The sequence below is a fragment of the Shouchella phoenicis genome, from assembly GCF_047238345.1.
GTDB lineage: Bacteria > Bacillota > Bacilli > Bacillales > Bacillaceae_D > Shouchella.
The window spans coordinates 75,012-94,750 of sequence record NZ_JBDFMQ010000002.1 but is presented as its reverse complement, the minus strand read 5'-3'; the positions used below and the strand labels follow the sequence as shown (position 1 = coordinate 94,750).

General features: G+C 34.7%; 17 protein-coding genes. 3 read left to right on the top strand and 14 right to left on the bottom strand.

Features of this window, described 5'->3' with window-relative positions; genetic code table 11:
* Nucleotides 1-246: 246 nt before the first annotated feature.
* Together ABC361_RS21130 and ABC361_RS21125 are read left to right on the top strand one after the other, a co-directional pair.
* Nucleotides 247-492 carry a glutaredoxin family protein gene (locus tag ABC361_RS21130; RefSeq protein WP_413075916.1) on the top strand — a complete coding sequence of 82 codons (246 nt, stop codon included), beginning with the start codon at nucleotides 247-249 and terminating at the stop codon, nucleotides 490-492.
* Nucleotides 493-651: 159 nt separating this feature from the next.
* Nucleotides 652-1,959 (top strand): peptidoglycan-binding domain-containing protein, encoded by a 1,308-nt coding sequence (locus tag ABC361_RS21125; protein WP_413075915.1) that lies wholly within the window; start codon nucleotides 652-654, stop codon nucleotides 1,957-1,959.
* Nucleotides 1,960-2,109: 150 nt separating this feature from the next.
* Here the strand turns inward: ABC361_RS21125 and ABC361_RS21120 are convergent, their stop codons facing one another.
* A complete protein-coding gene (locus tag ABC361_RS21120; RefSeq protein WP_413075914.1) occupies nucleotides 2,110-2,340 on the bottom strand; it encodes a hypothetical protein in 231 nt (76 codons plus the stop codon).
* Nucleotides 2,341-3,003: 663 nt separating this feature from the next.
* Between ABC361_RS21120 and ABC361_RS21115 the strand changes: the two genes are divergently transcribed.
* Nucleotides 3,004-3,549: an RNA 2'-phosphotransferase gene (locus tag ABC361_RS21115; RefSeq protein WP_413075913.1), complete on the top strand. Its 546-nt coding sequence runs from the start codon at nucleotides 3,004-3,006 to the stop codon at nucleotides 3,547-3,549.
* A gap of 549 nt (nucleotides 3,550-4,098) precedes the next feature.
* Here the strand turns inward: ABC361_RS21115 and ABC361_RS21110 are convergent.
* From ABC361_RS21110 to ABC361_RS21050, 13 genes are all read right to left on the bottom strand, one after another.
* Nucleotides 4,099-4,293: a hypothetical protein gene (locus ABC361_RS21110; protein WP_413075912.1), complete on the bottom strand. Its 195-nt coding sequence runs from the start codon at nucleotides 4,291-4,293 to the stop codon at nucleotides 4,099-4,101.
* Nucleotide 4,294: 1 nt separating this feature from the next.
* Nucleotides 4,295-4,486 (bottom strand): hypothetical protein, encoded by a 192-nt coding sequence (locus ABC361_RS21105; protein ID WP_413075911.1) that lies wholly within the window; start codon nucleotides 4,484-4,486, stop codon nucleotides 4,295-4,297.
* Nucleotides 4,487-4,542: 56 nt separating this feature from the next.
* A complete protein-coding gene (locus tag ABC361_RS21100; RefSeq protein ID WP_413075910.1) occupies nucleotides 4,543-4,710 on the bottom strand; it encodes a hypothetical protein in 168 nt (55 codons plus the stop codon).
* Between the two features lie 165 nt (nucleotides 4,711-4,875).
* Nucleotides 4,876-5,979: a Fic family protein gene (locus tag ABC361_RS21095; RefSeq protein ID WP_413075909.1), complete on the bottom strand. Its 1,104-nt coding sequence runs from the start codon at nucleotides 5,977-5,979 to the stop codon at nucleotides 4,876-4,878.
* A 912-nt stretch (nucleotides 5,980-6,891) separates the two neighbouring features.
* Nucleotides 6,892-8,100, bottom strand: a complete 1,209-nt coding sequence (locus tag ABC361_RS21090) for an MFS transporter (protein WP_413075908.1) — start codon at nucleotides 8,098-8,100, stop codon at nucleotides 6,892-6,894.
* A gap of 17 nt (nucleotides 8,101-8,117) precedes the next feature.
* Nucleotides 8,118-9,317: an ATP-grasp domain-containing protein gene (locus ABC361_RS21085; protein WP_413075907.1), complete on the bottom strand. Its 1,200-nt coding sequence runs from the start codon at nucleotides 9,315-9,317 to the stop codon at nucleotides 8,118-8,120.
* A 13-nt stretch (nucleotides 9,318-9,330) separates the two neighbouring features.
* On the bottom strand, nucleotides 9,331-10,158 hold the full coding sequence (locus ABC361_RS21080) for a precorrin-3B C(17)-methyltransferase (protein ID WP_413075906.1): 828 nt from the start codon (nucleotides 10,156-10,158) through the stop codon (nucleotides 9,331-9,333).
* 17 nt (nucleotides 10,159-10,175) lie between these two features.
* Nucleotides 10,176-11,393 carry an ATP-grasp domain-containing protein gene (locus ABC361_RS21075; protein WP_413075905.1) on the bottom strand — a complete coding sequence of 406 codons (1,218 nt, stop codon included), beginning with the start codon at nucleotides 11,391-11,393 and terminating at the stop codon, nucleotides 10,176-10,178.
* Between the two features lie 15 nt (nucleotides 11,394-11,408).
* Entirely contained in the window at nucleotides 11,409-12,305 is an 897-nt protein-coding gene (locus ABC361_RS21070; protein WP_413075904.1) for a GHMP family kinase ATP-binding protein, read from the bottom strand.
* Complete coding sequence (locus ABC361_RS21065; RefSeq protein ID WP_413075903.1) at nucleotides 12,292-13,344, bottom strand: cysteine synthase family protein; 1,053 nt, start codon at nucleotides 13,342-13,344, stop codon at nucleotides 12,292-12,294. The genes ABC361_RS21070 and ABC361_RS21065 overlap by 14 nt, the downstream gene beginning before the upstream one ends.
* Before the next feature lie 39 nt (nucleotides 13,345-13,383).
* Nucleotides 13,384-14,469 (bottom strand): pyridoxal-phosphate dependent enzyme, encoded by a 1,086-nt coding sequence (locus ABC361_RS21060; protein WP_413075902.1) that lies wholly within the window; start codon nucleotides 14,467-14,469, stop codon nucleotides 13,384-13,386.
* A gap of 551 nt (nucleotides 14,470-15,020) precedes the next feature.
* Entirely contained in the window at nucleotides 15,021-18,020 is a 3,000-nt protein-coding gene (locus ABC361_RS21055) for an amino acid adenylation domain-containing protein (protein ID WP_413075901.1), read from the bottom strand.
* Nucleotides 18,021-18,222: 202 nt separating this feature from the next.
* Nucleotides 18,223-18,948: a 4'-phosphopantetheinyl transferase family protein gene (locus ABC361_RS21050; RefSeq protein WP_413075900.1), complete on the bottom strand. Its 726-nt coding sequence runs from the start codon at nucleotides 18,946-18,948 to the stop codon at nucleotides 18,223-18,225.
* Nucleotides 18,949-19,739: the final 791 nt, after the last annotated feature.

Here is a 19,739-nt window from a genome sequence, read left to right as displayed (position 1 = left end):
AACTGCATGTGAACGGGTTCACTTATTTATGAATTAAAAAGTGGCTTATTCATAACACGAGTATAGGAGTTATGTAGAGTTGTTGTAACTGCGCTAAACAGCTACGGACATACATTAAAGGAGATTGGGTGCGACCAATCTCCTTTTTAATAAAATTATGTTCATGAATAAATCTTACTTAATTAATGTAACTGGTTGTCTTTTATGAAGTTATTCCTCTTTTATAATAAAGGAGGAATTATTTTTATGAACATTGACGTATTTACTAAATATAACTGCCCCCCATGTAAATTTCTAAAGGTGTGGTTAAATAAAAATGGAATTAGGTACAACGAAAAACCTCTCGAAACCAAGAAAAATATGAACGAATTTATCGAACGTAAAGGTTCAGGTTATCCTCTTATTGTCATTAAAGAAGAAAAAGGTGAGAAAGTATTTTTAGGAAATACAATGAAATTGAAAAAATATCTTCGAGAGCATTATCTACAATAATTTAGTGCGGCAGCCAAACTGAAATGGCTGTCTTTTTTATTTAATGGGTGTGGAAATAATTTATTAGAAGAAATTTAATCAATCGGTTGTTTAAATTAGGCGAAAGCCCCTTTATAGAATAGGCAACAAAAAATCATTCAGATAAAGGGGAAATGCAAAATGGCAATTGATAATCAAGTTGTAAATTCAGAAGCGAAGACACGTTGGATTGAAATGGTACAAAGGCAACTAATTCGTGAGAATCCAAGTGCGTTACCAAACTATGGTGTAGATGGAAGCTATGGACCCGAAACGACTGATTGGGTTCAACGTTTCCAAGAGAGAAAAGGAATTCAGGTTGATGGTGTAGCAGGTCCAGCAACATTGTCACGTTTTCGCGATGATATTGTTCAACGACCGAACACTTCTGGTCGAGGAATAGAAATCCTACAAGAAGATTTATTGTTTTTTTACATTCAACAGAGTGCCGTAGACGGCAACTATGGTCCTGGTACTACTCAAGGGGTTCGAGATTTCCAGTTTTTAAATAATCTTGTTGTAGATGGAACAGCGGGTCCAAGCACCCTCAAAGCCATGGATGAACTTCTAACGACACTGGCTGTAAGAAGAGGGGATACAGGTAGTCTAGTTCGACGTATTCAAAACCAGTTAAACGATCAAGATGAAGTTGATATCTCAATAGATGTTGACGGTAGTTTCGGACCAGCAACTGAGTCTGCAGTAAGAGAGTTTCAAGAAGCTTATGATCAGAACGTTGATGGAATTGCGGGTCCCGTTACGATGAACCTCCTAGATTTAGAAGCGTATCATCCACTTCAAAGTGGAGAAATCTTAGAATATATGGATCAATTTGGCTTCTCTGCAGATGGAGAAGAGGTGACTAATGAAGATGACATTCAGCATTTCATTTCAGAAGTTGAGAGCCACCCGATTGTTAGTGACTTGTTACCAACTTCATCACCAAATATTGAGGATGCCACTATTTTAAATTACGATGTATCAGGAGAAGTTTTTTATACGGCTGATTTTGGAATTGAAGGAGAAACAACTATCCATGTTTATGCTGTGTTTAACTCGGAAAAAGAATTGGATGTCATTACAGTTCTTAATATTGAGGGAGACCTTTACGAGGATGAAGCTACTTTAACAGCCTACGATGTAGAGGGAGACATCATCCAGGATCAAACACAAACACTTCTTGAGTTTACCAATGATTCACTTAATGTACAAAAAGAGATTACTGAATTAATTAGTCAAGTTTCAGAAGTGACTGTCTATGATTTAAGCTGGAATGATGTCTCTTGTTTTGTACGTAAACAGATTATAAGTGAAGTTGTGTGTACAGGATTGCCTTGGGCACTAGGAATTACGCTTCCGACGGGAATTGCAGGCCTTGTTATAGGGATTTCGTGTAATCTAGCAATGGATGAGATTGCAGATATCGTCTTAGAAGATGAATGTGGGTAATTAAATGAAGAAGCCTTTTCTTTGAAAAAGGCTTCTTTTATCCAAATATAGCCATTAAAATTCCGCCTATTAAAACACCAATCGATACAGTGATGATCCCTTTTTTATTACTTTTATTCTCATGAGTCATATCAACCAATCCTCCCATTTTTAAAAATTAAAGACTTCAAAAACAACGTAAGTGACAAAACCAATTACAAACAAAATTAATAAAGCTTTCATGATCTCACCGTTTCTAAGTCTAGCTATAAAATGACGGCCAACAGGGACAATCATTAAGATTACAGCTGTGATTAAAAGAACCACCACCTGAGTATATAGTGAAATAAAGAATAATATTAAGGCTATAATTGCCAATCCTTGAAAAAAACGTGATTCCATTACTTAATCACTCCAATATAAATAAAAAATTCATAATTAAATATCCATACCTTTTTTTACATAATGTGAAACTGAGCACAAATACTCAATAAAGCCATTGATTTAAGTTGTATGTAAAAGAAGAAAAATTTATTAAAGCGATCGTCCCGATTTTGAATCTTGCCGTATTCACCTGCTGCGTTTGTTGATCCTCTCTTGCTTTTCATCAAGACTTTATGTAATTCTCGTATTAATCACTCTGTAATTGGATAGCCAGATCGTACGAGATCCAGACTGTAAGCTAAAGCGGTTTCGTAATTCCTCACAGGTCAAAATCCTCTTTCTGGTCAATCTGTAACTCTTCATTCAATTCTTTCAGATCGCTCTTTAACTCTGCAATAACCTTTCTCTTTTGTTCAGTGGATATGTACATAATTATGTCTCATGAGGAACGGCCACTCTACCTACTTTCTAAATTTCTCACCATTCTATATTACACCTGTAAATTCAAAGCTATGACAATAATAGCATTTTAACACCAGTAAAATGGATCTCATAGTATCCATAAACTGAGCAGTAAATTTAGGAAATTTATAAAAGGTGTCACCTCATAACATGTTACAAGAGTAAAATAATAGTATGACCAAGGGATTTTCAAAAATAAAGAGAAGAGAGGCAGGGCTTATGACAAATGATTTAGGTAAATTCCTCAGTTTAATTTTAAGGCACAGACCTGAAGAAATTGGAATTACGTTAGATCAAAATGGTTATGCAAACGTAGATCTTCTTATTGAAAAAATGACTAAGTATGGGAAAAGTATTGATCTCGTCACGTTAGAAGAGCTTGTCACCACTGATGAAAAGAACCGATACAGCTTTAATGAGACAAAGACTATGGTTAGAGCTAATCAAGGTCACTCTATCTCGCTAAAAATACTTATGAAAGAATGTAGACCACCAACATATTTATTTCATGGTACCTCTGTTAGTTCTGTAAAGAAAATATTAGAAACAGGAATATCGAAAATGAAAAGGCAATTTGTTCACCTCACTGATGATTCACTCACAGCAATAGCTGTTGGTGAAAGACGTGGCGATGCAATAATTATAGAGGTCGCTACAGAGCAAATGTATCTGGATGAATTTATATTTTATTTATCTGATAACAATGTTTGGCAAACAGAAAAAGTACCAAGTAAATATTGTAGAGTGATTAACCAGACAGTCTGACCAAACTGAGATTAAAAAAGGCGAATATAACCCCAATTGTTTAAATTCATTATCTACAAAAATACTACTCGTCGCTTCTTGTATTACTTATTTATGATTTTTTATGTGTAAGATCCACTCGCTAAATTTATTAACTGTAACTCTCATTCTTAGAGCGACTCCTGAGTCTGTTCCCATGTTCGATACTGCTTGCCCGCTATCCAAGCTAATTATTAAATCCAACGGACCATCTTTTTCAATTACTCCTAAAATGAAGAAAGTGAGGTCTGGCTCATTTAAGGTAAGTACGTTTAAGGGACTGCTAAAATCAAGATTGTCCAATTGGTATTTAAGGCTGTTGAGGTCATCCACTGTTAATGAAATGTCTTGTTTGTATACTCAGTTGTTGCCATATTGAAATTCAATCACCCCATATATAACAATCATTTCATCCTCAACGTATTGTTTTCGGTCAGTTACATGGTAAATTAGTTCAACTTTACTTTCAGAGTAGCTTTGATCTCTTAAGGTGTACAGCCTCATTCCCTCCGTTCATTGTGTGTGAATAGACTACGGCTGATTATCTTCACGATTCTTAAAGAATCTCGGATAAATGAACAACCATGTTATAAATAAAGCGATGGTTAGAATCAAAGCATTTAGCCATTTTAATTGATCATCATTAAAATAACTTAACGTTAAATAGACGCTACCGCAAATAAGGGCTATTGTGAGCGTATACGTCCATCTATTAAAACCATACATGTTAAGACTCCCTTCTCGCCTTTATGGCTGGACTCACAAAGGCAAGGACAATTGCAAATGATATTGAGATCAAGACATGCGAGGGCCAGCGATCGCTAAAGCGAACACCATACATGATGAAATTAATTAAAGAACCCATCAGCATAGCAAGAACAAATGCACCTATAAAAATGATCCAACGGTTTCCTTTCATGCTACCACTCCGAATTTCACTTATTGTGATTTGGTTTTTGCTTATTGCCCAATGTACTAAAGGGCCAAGCCTGTTGTTAATCCAATCGCTTGAGCTAGGTGTAATGACCAATTTTCATGAAAGCTATGGTCGGCAAATGCTAGTAAAAGGTGAAGAACATACGTCGTGAAAAACGTTCCTACGAAACAAATCAGAATATCGAGGTATGGGTTTTTAACAAACATGTAAAAAACCTCCAGAGTAATCATATACGAATTAATACCCTGGAGATGGTAAACAAAACGTGTGAGTAAAAGGAAATAAGACCACTTGAAAAGCCTGCAACACATCTTAAAAAAACAGAACGCATATGCGCCCTGCTCTAGTAACCACGTTTATATCAATTGAACCTACCCATTTAGCGCACGAATGAGATCGTAATGGTAATACCGTCTGTTTCGCTTACGGTCGTCTTGATAAATCATTCGTAAAGAGACGAGTTGATTGAGCGCTTTTCGAATGGTCGATGCCGCCAAATTGGTTTCCTGCTCAATCTGCTGAACGGTCGCCACGGGATACGTAAACAAGCTACGCCAAATGGCTTTGTGTGATGGTTGGTCCAGTTTGTCCAACCCTTCTTGATATAAGATCTCCGCTCTGTCCAACTTTTCGTATTGCTGTCTAGCCATTCGTTGGGTCGCCTCCAAAAAGAAGGTAATCCAGCCACTCCAATCAGCCTTCGGTAGCCCGATGGCACGAACACCGTTCAACATCGCATAATACTTAAACTTTTCTCGCTCCAATTCTTCACTTAAAAAAAACAGGGGCGAGTCAATTAAATCGGCCTCTAACAAATACAGGACAATTAAAATTCTTCCCAACCGTCCATTGCCATCTAGGAATGGGTGGATGGATTCAAATTGTGCATGAACCACAGCGGCTTTCATTAAAGGATGTAAGTCATCCCCTTCTTCCTTTTGATAGGGATTGCCGTTAATGTAATGCTCAAGATTCCGCATATAGTCCGCCATCAGCTGTGGCTCTGGAGGGATATAAGATGCATCTTTAATATTTGCGGTCGGCCCAATATAGTTTTGGATTTTGCGGTACTCGCCTGCTGCGCTTGTCGATCCTCTTGCGCCTTCCATTAAGATTTTATGCAGATCTCGGATTAACCGCTCTGTAATGGGATAGCCAGATCGCACAAGATCCACACCATACGCTAAAGCGGCTTGGTAATTTCGCACTTCAATTCGGTCAAAATCCTCTTTCTGGTCCAAGTGGTCTTCTAACATCTCACTAAACGTGACTTGTGTCCCTTCAATGCGGGTCGACTGTACCGACTCCTGAAGGGTCATTAATTGAATAAACGATTGGTTCACAAACGAATAGCGTAATTTTTGCTTTAATTTTTCAAGTTCAGCCGTTGCTTGAACCACTTTTTTATAAAAATCTAATTCCTCTTCTGTTGTGAAATGAATGGGCAAGAATGGAAGTGTATACGGTTTTTTCATTTCCTCACCTACTATGATTCTTTTTTAATCTATTATAACCTAAGTGAGGTTAAATTCAACCATACGCTATTTTATCGACTTAAAATATCATAAAGACAAATAAACCAATCGGGTGAGTAAACCACAATAATCTTTGATCTACATATAGAATTGGACAGTTTAAATAGCTAATATTGTTTGAGGAAACCTTTGTTAATGTTAACGTATCTCTTTTTACTCTTCACGTTGAAACTACGAGGAATCTTACTGCTCAAAAGTATTTTATCACCATTATAAAGTTTAGGGTGCATGGCATTACTAGAACATAGCCATTTTCATGAGCTCTACCATAACACCTTTAGAAAGCAGTTAACTCATCCACTCCAATCAGATTTCCGTAGTCCAAAGCCGTGAATCCCGTTCAACATCTTATCATACTTAAATTTATGGGCTTAAATATAACACACGATATTTTACTATCAAAAACCAGTGCAAAAATAAATAATACGGAAGATCGAACGAATATGACCTTTGGTTTTGATATAATTTTCCTTTCTTGATTGTTTTTTGATTCTGGTTGGTTACCATATTAAGGTAAATTAAATTTTGGTTGTGTGAAAAGAACCGCTTACCTACTTATGTTTTAATAAACAGCTTTATATTAATCCTTTAGAAAATTGCTTGTAAGATAGGAGCTAAGAGCACAATCTAAAAAGACCTGAACACATGTTATAGCATGCAATCAAGTGAAAAACAGATTGATCAAAAAAAGGGCGGTTGCATTTGATTATTAGCTTAGCATTAAAAATAACCCTTACCTGAGTTTTTCAGGTTATGGGTTATTTGGTCATTTTTTAAAAACACAAATGAAATATATGGTATTTGACCGTCCTTATTATTTAATTCATTAATTCAACTGCACTAACAAACCGCTTAAAGACCTATCAATCTAGATGTTCGTTGCTTTCGGATGAAGTAAGAATAAATAAAGAGTACCGAAAAAATGTTTGTAATTAGAATTATGAGCCAAGGAACAAAGTTTAAGCTACTTATTGTTATTAAATCTATAAGTGCGCCTGCAAATAAATTTCCGAACGCGCCTCCAATAGCAGCAGACAATGTTGAAAATCCAAAAAAGCTTGATAATGTTTTTGGAGTTGAGAACTTAGTTACTAATACATTAATAGTAGGACCTATAATAATTATGCTAAACGCCACTCCCATTATAAATAAAATTAGGGTGTATTTATTAACAATGAACACATTTGGAAAGATAAATACACATAGTACTAAGTAACCGACAATAATCCTTTTATAATCATTCGTGATAAATTTATGCATAATTTTATCCAGTGGCTTTTGTCCTACAACTACCGTTAGTGCAATGATTAAAAAACCTAAACTAACAAGCCAAGTTTCATTTATTCTTTCACTTACAACGGGAAATAATAGATAAACTTGTTGTGCTGTATAAAAATAAGGAATAGTCACAGCAATGGTTAATATAAATGTTCTCTGTTTAAGCACATGAGCCATGTTTGATAAAATAGAAGTACTTGAGCTGGAATTTATATTTTCCAAAGATTTATTAATTATCAAATAAGCAACTATTCCAGCGATTAAATATATCATTGAAGATACAATAGATATTATTGCCCAGTTATACTGTATTAAAACTAATCCAATTAAAGGACCTAAGGCCAAGGCTGAATTGTCTGCAATATTCAGTGTGGAAAAAGTTTTTTTCTTTATTTTATCATCAGACGAATACAACGTAAGTGCTGTTCTTGTTGCCGGCGTGAATAACGCCCCGCCAAAACCTGTAAAGACAGCGGCCAAAATTAGTAAATACATTCCATTAGAAACGCCAAATAGTAAAAATCCTATACTCCTTATTACTGTACCTATAATAATCGTTTTACGAATACCTATTTTATCTGCTATTGCTCCTCCAACAAATGTTAAACCTTGCTGGGAGAATAAACGAATAGCCATAATAAATCCCACAATTATTCCTGCTAAACCAAAAGAATCTGTTAAGTAAACAGATAAATAAGGAATTAACATATAAAAACCGATGTTCATAAAGAACATGATTAAAATTATAATTCTTATTTTTCTGTTACTATACTTATATTCCATGATAAGACTCTTTTGGTTTATTGAATTTGAATCGGCTTAGTTTCGAAATAAATTTGATTAAACCCTTCCTTAACACTAGACAATCCCTCCTGATAATCTGTTGAAGTTGCAATTATATAACCACTTCGTGAATTTGAAGAATTAAGGCCTCCTATTCTTTCTCCTTTCTCCTTTGTAATTTTAATATCAATTATATTTTTTAAAGAATTAGCTCTATCAATACCAGTTACATTTTCCAAAATTACATTCTCCAGTGAAAAAAAACGAATAAATGAATAACTTTCTTTGGTGAAAATTAAATCTAATTTGTCATTATAAATGGAGTTTATTGTTTCTCGGAACATGTCAATCCCTGTAGATAATTCAATCATCTTCCATATTCTGTCTCCCCCTACTCTTGTTTGAGATTCGATTATCTTAAATTCTCCATTAAAAACTTTAATCTCAGTATGTGCTGGACCTAAATCTTGTTCAATTACATCTAAAAAATTAAAAACAAACTCTCTTATCCGCTCTTTTAAGGTGAAAGATATATCTGCTGGAAGATTATGACCTAATTCTATAAAATTTGGAGCACCTGTTGTTATTTTTTCTGTTATAGCAACTAGATAATGTTTTTTATTAAAAGAAATTGTCTCTATGCTAAACTCAATTCCTGAAAAATATTCTTCTAGTATGTAACTATCATAATTTAATTCTTTTAATTTACCCCATGCATTCTTTAGAGACTTTGTATCATCTATCTTTATTACACCTGCACTACCCCCTGCTTTGATTGGTTTCATAATTAGCGGGAATCCTACGTTTTCACTTGACTTATAAGCTTCCTCAAGAGAATTGACTATTGCATATTTATTATTCTCAAATTTACAAGCATTTAATTTATCCCTCATTTTCTGCTTGTCTCTGGTTAATATTGTAGGCGTTAATCTATTCCCTTTGATGTCTAATTCTTTTACTATATAAGCAGTAGATTCTAACGCGAATTCAGTAAATGATAAAGCGCCGATAAAATTATATGTTTGATGGAGTTGCTTCGCTACATCTACTATTAAAGAATGATCTTCAAAATTGTCCACTATTTCAATTGCATAAGCATTATCTATCTGGTATTGAGTGACTAATTCTTTTTTCTGGATTAAAACGAATGGTATTTTCATCTTGCTAACTTTAGAAACAAGCTCATCCCATCCCCCAACCAATAATAAATATCTCATATATCCCCCTTGGTTATCGCGTCGCTAGATATTCACCGAATTTTTTTGTTTCGCTATTGCCTATAATAAGAATACTTGTTATATTAGTATATTTAAAAAAACTTTCAAATTCACCTACATTACCATATATTATTTCTTCATTCACATCACCAAGATTTTTAATTAAAGTGATCGGTGTGTCAGTGTCTTTATTTTCCATTAGTAAATCTACTAAATAATTGTACTCTTCCTTAGCTCTCTCCACTGGAGGATGAAATTCTGGATATTTTTCTAGAGGATAATCTTCTGGGGAATACTCAGAATTATATCTTAATTTATATAAAACGATTACAATATCTCCTTTAACCAACGACGCTATCCTTTTCCTTATCGTCACCTTAGGTGTAATATCGTCACATAAAGATAATAAAGAAAAACCGTTCATTAACGGTGCTCCTATTTTACTTGCAGCTACTTGAGCTGCCGTTATTCCTGGTTTTATATTAACCTCTATGATATCTCGTAAACCTCGCTTTTCCAATTCGGGAAATACATATGCGCTCATTCCATAAATTCCTGGATCTCCACTTGAAATAATTGTAACTACTTTATCTGCAACAGCATGTTCTATTGCACAATTAATTCTTTTTTCCCTAAATGAATATTCCTTCCCGTCTTTTAAGTGCATATCATTATAGACAAAAGTATTTTCTCTTATAAGTGTTGATACACTATCTGTAAAATTTTTATGTCCTACAATAACATCAGAATTAATGATAGTTTCTTTTACTTCCTCTGTCAGGTGCTTATTATTAAAAGAAATTCCTACAACATTAATTACACCTTTCTTACTTGTACTCATGAGTTATCTCTCCTTAATTATCTAATTTTATATTGGACATTATTTGCCGCAGTCTTGCTATTAGATCTTGCATGACTAGCATTGTCACCGCAAGCAAGAACATAACCAACATCCCCTCTAAAATCTATAGCAGGCTTCATTACTTGATTTGTTACAGCATTTATTTTCACCTCCATAACCCCTGGACAAATAACTGCCTTAGATTTATCAATTTGCGATATCTCTCCTGTACTATTCGGATAAATTACAACAGTCGATGCTCCCATAACGGGCTCTGGAGGAATTGAAACAGGTTTCCCTGTATACAAATTTATAAGCTCTTTATAAAGGTCAAAGTCATAACTTAGTGAGATCATAGGACCTAACAACCCTCCAGCTAATCGTGGATTAACCTCTATCAAGTACGCTCCATCTTTTGAGAGGATAAACTCTGCATGTGCAAAACCATTATCAAAATTAGCAGCTTTTAGTATTTTTTCGGTTATCAGATACAATTCATTCTCAATATTTTTTTCTAGACTTATTGGGAAAGTATAAGCTTCCTCGACAAAGAAGGGCGGTTTACCTAAGTCTCTATCAGTGATCCCCAAAAAATTTATTAATCCGTCTTTAATAAAACATTCAACACTGTATAGCGGGCCTAAAATGTATTGCTCTGCTAATACAACGCCATTCTGTTTATCTGCTGCTTCTTTAATAATCTTATAGATGTCATATAAATCTTCTATGTTCAGACAAAGTCTAACTTGAGAACTTCCAGTACCTATACTGGACTTAAGTATTAACGGGAACCCATATTCATCTGCAAACGAATTTAATTGCTCTAAATTGTCTATTTTCAGGAATTGAGCAGTCTTTACATTATTTTTTAATGCTAGATGTTTAGTTGCATATTTACTCCTTAATAATTTAATAGACGAATAACTTGGGGAGATTAGATTATATTTTTGCGCAATTTCTGCTGCTACTTCAATTCCACTGTCTGTTATACTGACAATTCCATCAAGAATAATATTTTCATTAATTTTTGCAACAACTTGATCTACATCCTCAAAACCCAACTTTTTAACTGAAATGATATTAATTTTGTTAGTAACACTCTTAAATTTAATATCATTTTTATACTTATTGATGTCTGTTGTTATGAAGAATACTTCGTGTAATTCTTTAACAGCCGTTTCTATAATTCTTAATCCCGCTCCTGTAGAAGTAGCTTCAATTATAATTATATTCAATTTCAGATTCCTCCTTTATGTTATTGTTATTAAATATGGTTCTACATCAATATTATTTAATTCTAATTTTATATCTTCAAATAAACTATTTTTAAAAGAGTCTGGATCACAGATTAATCCCATAACAGTACCTGTGTGAGCAATTTGAATACCAACAATAGCTTTAAAATTTTCGGCTATTTTTTTTATTTTATGATAGTTTTTTTTCGGTAAATATGTTTGGTTTATATCTGCACTTATAGTTGCTACTTCCCCTATTAATTCTAATTTATTAGAGATTATTCCTTTTTCTACAGTATCTACTAGCTGATTGAATATCTTTAACTCTTCATTGCTGTAATTTGGGGTTCTTAAATCTAAGGTATTAATTATTGTCTTAGGTTCTGAATCAAAACCTATTATTAACATAGAAGGGAGCTTTCTGTTAAAATCTTTTAAAACTGTTGCATCTTCAGAAGAAAACAACACTGTTGTATCATCAAACATTACAGCATCGCATGCTAATTCTGCTTTAGTTGCAAGCTCTGCCTCCTCCCATTTTTCTAATTTCTTAAAACAACTCTTTGAAACAGCTCTAATGGCTGCTAAAACATCCATAGTTGACGTGCCTAAGCCTTTGCCAACTGCTAAACTATTATAAATTGTCAGTTCACCATTTAACTCCTCACCTAACAAATACATGGAGGTCAATTTAGCTGCTTTGAGTGCCTTTTCTTTTGATAAAGAGCTACATATAATTCCACCGTAAGAATTATTAACTGATAATGTAGCAGTAGAACCTATCTCACTCCAGGGCAAGGTAATAGACATTTTTTTAGTATCTTCTGATGCATGACTAATTAATCTTCCCTGAATTAATTCGCCATGGTGTCCAATTGCATTGCCTATATATAGCTGCTCAACTTTGCTCATGTTTAGAATCCACCTTAACGTCGTCTAATATTCTTCTATTCCATTCTATGTAAGACCAATAATAATGAGCCGCCTCTTTCAAAGATTTGATTCTTACCGGAGAATTCAATTCATTGGTATTAAAGTTATTTAATCCGAAATTTTCAGTAATCCAACTATCGTTATATACGGACTCGATATAGCGATTACCTTCATCAGGAAAAATAACCAAAATTTTTTCTTTCGGATTTTTCTCTGAATACCAATTTGCGACTCCGTAAGCGGCGCCACTTGTTGGCCCTAAAAATAAACCATATTTGTTGTGTAATTCCCTTGTGTATTCAAATGAACTTTTGGCATCTATCCATGATACATAGTCAAATAAACTATGATTAAGATTTTTAGGCATTAGACTATTACCCAATCCTCTTAATACTCTTTTACCATTTTGTTGTCCAAACAAAACGCTATTATTAGTATCGACGCCAAATGATTTGACACTAGGATTATATTTTTCCCTATACCGACCAACTATGCCCGACATTGAGCCTCCTGAACCGACAGGGCCAATAATACAATCTATCTTTTCGGTATTTTCCGATATGTAATCGCTTATTTTGAAGTAAGCTTCAGTATTCCAATAGTTATCGTATTGATTTGGCCAATAATAATTGGGGTTTTCAGTTAAAATATTTTTGAGAATTTCCAATCTAAGTTCTTGAAACCCTAAGTTATTACTTTCTTTCTCAACAATCCTTATATCAACATTTAATTCTCTTAATCTTTTATAAAGGTTGGTATCAATTGCAGGATCACTCACTAATATTAGCTTATAGTTTTTTATGATCGCACACATGGCCAGCGCCAAACCAAACGTACCCGAAGTTGTCTCTATAATTGTGTCTCCTTTTTTTAAATAACCCTTTTTTTCCGCTTTTTCAATTATATGTATTGCAGGCGCTAATTTCATTAAATGAAAGCTTGCACCTGTAAGGTTATTTTTTAATAAACTTAACCTAGGAAATTGATAATCTCCATAAATAGAAGAGATATTATTCATAACATTGTAAAGCCTCCCTTTTAATTTGTTCCATTTTAATTATGAGTAGAGTACGGGTGTAGTTGCTGACGAAGTTAAAATTGCCAAGGTTAAACCGTTATTTTTAGAAATCTTCTTGGCTACACTCATCACAGTAGCTGACGACAATTCAATATTTAACCCTTTTTTCAATAAAGCATGTTGTTCTCTCTTAGCATCCTCTTCATCTACTATAAAAGCTTCCCCTCTACTTTCTTCTATAGCTTTAATTAGCTGATAAGTTACTGTTTGTCCGTTTATGGAATATAAGTTAGTGCTCCCATTAAAATGATCTGTATAACTCGCTCCATTTAAAACTTTTTTTGCTCTAGGAAATGGTTCAACCGCTACCATTTGTGGAATGAATTTAACAAATCCATGATTGTATAACTCATTAAAACCTTCATAGATTCCCCAAAATAAATCTCCTCTTGATGTTGGAACAACTATTTTATTAGGCACTGAATGATTAAGTTGTAAGAATATCTCTCTAGAAATATTTTTAAAAGATTGAACGCCTATTGGTTGACTCCCTACGGGTGGATTAATATAGTTAGTGGCTGGATAATAACCTTCGTTCACATATTTTTTCATCAGCTCCCACCTCTGCAAAGATTGTTCTACCAGAATAACCTCTGCACTCATCTTCTTTAAAACTTTTTGCAAGTATCTATCTAAAGCTTTTGTTGATATAACAACACATTTTATACCTGCATAAGCAGCATAAGAAGAAATAGAAAGGGCTGCGTTACCACTTGAAGCAACTACTACACCTTTATAACCTTGGCTTATTGCACTTGAAATTGTATAAGAACTTATCCTATCTTTATGGGAACCAGTGGGGTTTGTACTCTCATTTTTAACTATAATGTTGTCAAAACCATCGACTAAATTTTTTATTAATGGTGTATTTCCTTCCCCAAGAGTAATAGGTGAAATAAAAGGTAACCAATTGTAAAGTTCAAATCCATCTTTGTATTCAATACTTAAACTAGAGGGATAACCGTTATTTAAACATTCAATACATCCTTTATAATAATTAGAAATTGGGTACCTCTTTCCACACTTAATACATATATAACCTGACATTGTGTTCGCCATCAACATAACTTTCCTCCAAGAATCTTATACAGTATCATAATTAATCTTAATTATAATTCCAATTAAATTATTAAGAAAATTCATTTATGGTAAATTATATATTTTATTACGATTTAATACAAGTATAGTTAATCAAACAAATTAATATTTACAAAAGGCTTATCTTGATAGAGGAGGCGGAGTTTATTGAATTTATTTTCCGAAAGCCGATATATATAAGGAAATGATTATAAACCCATGACATCCCCACCAGTGGACAAGCCCTTTTTACTACGATTGCAAGGGTTACAAAAAGGCTATAACAGCGCCATTGTTTAAGAGATAGGTTATATAGCTAATGCGTTTGAAGTTTATATAATTTTACAGTAAGCTGATAATATGTTTTTTCATACATTTACTTGGCTCTTGCTTTTTTTAAAGTAACCTGTATGCGTAAACGTTAGTTTTAAGTAAATCTCTACTATTTAAATCTGACAATCACCAATGTTTCCTTTTCACAGACTCTAATTTATTTATGTTCGTACAATCTATTTTAACTCCGTACTATCTTATTTTCTTTATAATCGTAATAGTGGTGCTAAAATAAACCCAGTTTTCTTCATATAATTTAAGCAAGTAAGTATCCACTTCTTGTCCATTACGGGAAAAGGTAGCCCACTCTCGCTAAGAGCGTCTTTCACGTTGTTCGAGTTGTACGAGGGCATATTTTCATAAAGCTCAAAGGCCGTTTTTCCTCTATAAAGCTCTTCAGAAAGAAGCGTAAGAAATGGAGTCAGGGCATTATCGCTAGAATTTTTAGTATCGTGGATAAGTTGTTGAACCCACTCTTTATAAGGAACTTCCTTAAGCGAATAACCAAGTGTGGTATACATTTCTGCAAAGAAATCAGCAAGATCGATACTATGGGCTGGTGGCGTTAGATGATATGCCTTCCCAAAGTTATTAGGATTGAGGCAAATTTCTCTGATCGCCTTGGCCACAAAATCTACAGGTATAAATTCTTTTCTTTGTCTAGGTAAATGAGGGTAAGTTCCTAATTGGATGCAGCCTTTGATCATTCGAGCCACGTAATCTTCGGTGTTATTAACACCTGTACGTTGATCACCCATGATAAAGCCTGGACGAAACACGGTCATGGGAATTCCTCGTTTGTGTGCCTCCCACATTACGCTTTCAGCAACCCACTTGCTCTGCGCATAACCCATGTCTTTATCCATATAAGGTTCACTTATCTTCAAATCTCTATCCTCTTTTAATTCTTTAATGCCCGTAAAATAACCAATCGGACCAAATACAGAAATGGTTGATAAATAATGAACCGGTTTAAGAGTGGATGTGCACGCAAGTTCAAGGATCGTTTGTGTACCAGTTACGTTTGCACTTTTGTGCATATCGTAAGTTTGAACATAGTTTACTTTCGCCCCATTATGATAAATGACGTCAATCGTTTTCGCTAATTGATCGAATTGCTCTCGGGTTAACCCGAACATTGGTCGATCTAAGTGACCAGCAATCGGCATAATCTTCGACTCATACGCATCAGACCAAATATGATACTTTTCCATATTCGTTTTAATGCGTCGTAGACCTTCTGTAACACTAGATGCACGAACTAGACAGTAAATATTCGCTTCCTCATCATGCTCCAGAAATTCTTTGATTAAAAACGCTCCTAAAAATCCAGTTGCTCCTGTCAAGAAGATCGCTTTTTGTTTGTAGAAAGAAGGGTTAAATTCAACTGGTGGTGTAATTCGTTCTTCCAATTGGATTTCATTGGCCAAATTCACTGTAGTTAAATCGGTTTCTGTAGATTGATCTTTTATGAAGCTGGCTAGTTTAAAAATGGTAGAATGTCTATATAACGCGCTTGATGGTAATGACGTGTGAAGTATTTCTTTCATACGAATTGTCGCTCGAGCTGCGAGAAGAGAATTTCCACCAATTTCAAAAAAATCATCGTCCACTCCGACCTGATCGACTTGTAATAAGTCTTGCCAGATGTGTACCAGCTGTTGCTCCATTTCTGTATGTGGCGCTTTATAGGGCACGCCAAAGTTAGGACGAGTGAACGGTATAGTCGACAATGCCTCTCGATCTACTTTCCCGTTATTCGTTAAGGGCAAGCTATCTAATAGGACATAGTTAGAGGGGATCATGTATTCAGGTAATTTTTGTTTTAGATAAGAAGTTACTTTTTTAAGATTAAAGGTTGTTTGATTATAAGGGACAAGATAGGACACGAGCCGTTTATCTCCTGGCATACTTTCTTGAATTGAAACGGAGCAATGCTTAATGTCATCATTTAGCATCATATGATTTTCAATCTCAGCCAGTTCTATTCGAAAACCACGAATTTTTACTTGTTGATCCATCCTACCTAAATACTCAATAGTTCCATCTGAAAGCATACGAACAAGGTCTCCTGTTCGATAAAACCGCTGACGATTCAGAGAAATAAACGTTTCTTTCGTTAGCTTCTCACGATTCCAATAGCCACTCGCAAGACCGTTTCCGCCTAGAAGAAGCTCACCGATTTGACCATCATCAACAATCTCCAACTGCTCATTTACAATCATCATCGAAGTTCCATTAAGAACCTTACCAATCGGAATGCTCATATCAAAATTTGTTTGAGCCGTCAACTCGAATGCCGTACTAAAGACACAGTTTTCCGTTGGACCATAAACATTAAAAACCTGAGTATTCGGCAAACGTTCCACAGCTTTTTTGGCAATGGTAGGCGACATCACTTCGCCACCACTGATTAAGTATTTGAGATCTATCAAATCGTCTACCCTTTCATCGACCATGAGGTTAAACAAACCTGTGGTTAAAAACATAATGGTTACATTGTGGTCACGTACAACCTCAGCAACACTTTCCGGAGTAATTGGTTCCGGGTTACTAATCGCTAACTTCGCACCATTTAGTAAAGCTCCCCATATTTCAAAGGTGGATGCATCAAAAGAAGTTGTCGCAAAGTGACCAACGGTTTGATGGTGATCGATTTGAAAATAATTCGTTTCTTTCACTAGTCGTATAATGGGTTCATGTGGGATCGCTACACCCTTAGGCATTCCGGTCGATCCAGAAGTATACATAATATAAGCCAAATCAAGTGGTTCAACGTGAATAGCTGGAGGTGTTGCTGTCATCCTATTAATTTCACTTGCTTCTTGATCAAGTAAAATTGTAGACATGTTGAGGTAAGGTATGTGAGCGAGAGTAGTAGATGTCGTGATAAGAGAAGTGACGCACGAATCACGAATCATGTATTCGATACGTTCTTGAGGGTATTTTGAATCAATGGGGACATAAACACAACCAATTTTCACCGTAGCTAACATTGCTACAATTAGTTGAGGCGATCGATTGAGAGAAAGTCCAATTAATTGCCCCTTTTTTACGCCGTGTTCCAGAAGATAGTTGGCAAGGCGATTACTAGCTTGATCTAGCTCTCCATACGTCACTTGCGTATGACCAAACGTTAACGCGATATGCTCTGGTCTTTCGTCTACCTGAATTGAGAACATTTCCTTTAGACTGCCCTGCATCATATAATAGCTCCTTTTCGTTTTTAACATACACGTTCCCAAAGATACGGCATCTAGCTGCTTCTATTTGTACCTTTTAACAAGTATACCTTTGAATAGACTAGACCGATATTGGGAAATGTGTCATTTGACGATTAAGACAAGCAGAAGCTCTGATTTAAAAAGCGAATTAAATAAAGGAACAGGAGTCGAGTAAGGTGACTAGTTATAAATGAGTGAGTGAGGCCTTTTCGATGATACCGTCTTCTATTTCGTATACAGCAGCTCCCATCATGGAATCTGAGTCAATATCGATAAACGAATATCTTTTTCTATTATGAGAATAAAAAGGGTTAGTAGAAGTCAAACAGATATCTTTCATTTGATCGATTTGATATAAGCCTAACTTAATTAGACATTCTTTCTTAACCCACATCTTGTACAATGTCGAACTTAATTCATCCCTATCTGAAAAAGAAATCTCTTCTCTTTCCAATGGTGATAAGAATAATTCTCCAAATACTGCATCCAATGCTACCCCCATTTTTTCAATATCAATGCCTACTGGTTTATGAGCTGAAATACTTGCCACATTTCCACTCGTATGTGACCAAGAAACAAACGTATTTGCAGGATAGCTTACTTCTGGTTTTCCGTGCTTCCCACCACAAGTTGCACAATGTTGGGTCAAATTTATTTCATGAAAAGCCACACCCGTAAGATGGTTTATGCAATAACGGGTGAGTAAATGGGCAGCTAGATAATCTCTTTGATTAGTAGGAAACTTTAATTTATTGTAGTTATCCCTTTCATCTTGATTCAGTCTTATATCGAATCCATCTAAATAATTAATTACATTTTCTGTCTTTCCATAAGCTATAGATATTGTCATTTTTTCTCCTTTATCTAAATGGTTACTATTTTTAAAATTGTTGAACGTTTTGTTAGGCATTTCCCAGTCCTTCCTTATTCTTTCATAGTGTGCTTAGTAAACATCAAGTACCTTGATTTATCTATCAATTGTGTATGATTACTTGATCACCGTTTTCTTTTTGATAAAGTGCGTTTAATAGTTCTTTTAGAATCCGTAAAAATCCTCTATTTGGAATTCTAAAGATTTATCATCAAGATTTGTGAAGTATAAATCTCATATTAAATGTTAGCATTTTGCTTTTAATTCTTCATGTTGAAAGTGCACAGATATCTTATTTCTACAAAGTAGGTCATCACGATTATAACGTCTAGGTAGCATGACATTACTAAGAAATAGGCATCTTCATGACTTCGATCATAACAATCTAGTACCTTCCTCACTACCATAATATAATTAAAACACAAACGCACATTCCCCTTTTAGTTATTATCCAAAATACATAAAGCAATCTCAATCAGCAAGATTTTAGCAAAGGAGCACTATTTTTGGATATCACGATCATAGCTTTTTTATTGTTTATGACGATTTTTACACCCTATATAATATATAAAGCAACTGTAAAAAGACGAACCGTTCTACGAAAAAAAAAAGAAAGACCATTACCCGTGTGAATAGTGTAAAGCACAACTCATAAGCTTTCATTTTTTTCCTAACGCATCTAGTCGTTCTGTACCCCTCTCCTTCATTCTCATGCAAGAATATTTAGGTCTGTAAGTGAACTGTTTTGCCCCACCCCCATTCTCCTAGGTTTAAAAAGAATGGGGGTGGGGCTATTTTATTTAATCTTTTTCAATTCGGTAAGTGAAATT

What these genes read in the sequence shown, in the direction of transcription:
- ABC361_RS21105 (WP_413075911.1), bottom strand. Translation starts at nt 4,486, where the DNA reads ATGAAAGGAAACCGTTGGATCATTTTTATAGGTGCATTTGTTCTTGCT.
- ABC361_RS21070 (WP_413075904.1), bottom strand. Translation starts at nt 12,305, where the DNA reads ATGAGCAAAGTTGAGCAGCTATATATAGGCAATGCAATTGGACACCAT.
- ABC361_RS21050 (WP_413075900.1), bottom strand. Translation starts at nt 18,948, where the DNA reads ATGCCTAACAAAACGTTCAACAATTTTAAAAATAGTAACCATTTAGAT.
- ABC361_RS21085 (WP_413075907.1), bottom strand. Translation starts at nt 9,317, where the DNA reads ATGAGATATTTATTATTGGTTGGGGGATGGGATGAGCTTGTTTCTAAA.
- ABC361_RS21065 (WP_413075903.1), bottom strand. Translation starts at nt 13,344, where the DNA reads ATGAATAATATCTCTTCTATTTATGGAGATTATCAATTTCCTAGGTTA.
- ABC361_RS21125 (WP_413075915.1), top strand. Translation starts at nt 652, where the DNA reads ATGGCAATTGATAATCAAGTTGTAAATTCAGAAGCGAAGACACGTTGG.
- ABC361_RS21090 (WP_413075908.1), bottom strand. Translation starts at nt 8,100, where the DNA reads ATGGAATATAAGTATAGTAACAGAAAAATAAGAATTATAATTTTAATC.
- ABC361_RS21120 (WP_413075914.1), bottom strand. Translation starts at nt 2,340, where the DNA reads ATGGAATCACGTTTTTTTCAAGGATTGGCAATTATAGCCTTAATATTA.
- ABC361_RS21130 (WP_413075916.1), top strand. Translation starts at nt 247, where the DNA reads ATGAACATTGACGTATTTACTAAATATAACTGCCCCCCATGTAAATTT.
- ABC361_RS21095 (WP_413075909.1), bottom strand. Translation starts at nt 5,979, where the DNA reads ATGAAAAAACCGTATACACTTCCATTCTTGCCCATTCATTTCACAACA.
- ABC361_RS21060 (WP_413075902.1), bottom strand. Translation starts at nt 14,469, where the DNA reads ATGTTGATGGCGAACACAATGTCAGGTTATATATGTATTAAGTGTGGA.
- ABC361_RS21115 (WP_413075913.1), top strand. Translation starts at nt 3,004, where the DNA reads ATGACAAATGATTTAGGTAAATTCCTCAGTTTAATTTTAAGGCACAGA.
- ABC361_RS21110 (WP_413075912.1), bottom strand. Translation starts at nt 4,293, where the DNA reads ATGTATGGTTTTAATAGATGGACGTATACGCTCACAATAGCCCTTATT.
- ABC361_RS21055 (WP_413075901.1), bottom strand. Translation starts at nt 18,020, where the DNA reads ATGATGCAGGGCAGTCTAAAGGAAATGTTCTCAATTCAGGTAGACGAA.
- ABC361_RS21100 (WP_413075910.1), bottom strand. Translation starts at nt 4,710, where the DNA reads ATGTTTGTTAAAAACCCATACCTCGATATTCTGATTTGTTTCGTAGGA.
- ABC361_RS21080 (WP_413075906.1), bottom strand. Translation starts at nt 10,158, where the DNA reads ATGAGTACAAGTAAGAAAGGTGTAATTAATGTTGTAGGAATTTCTTTT.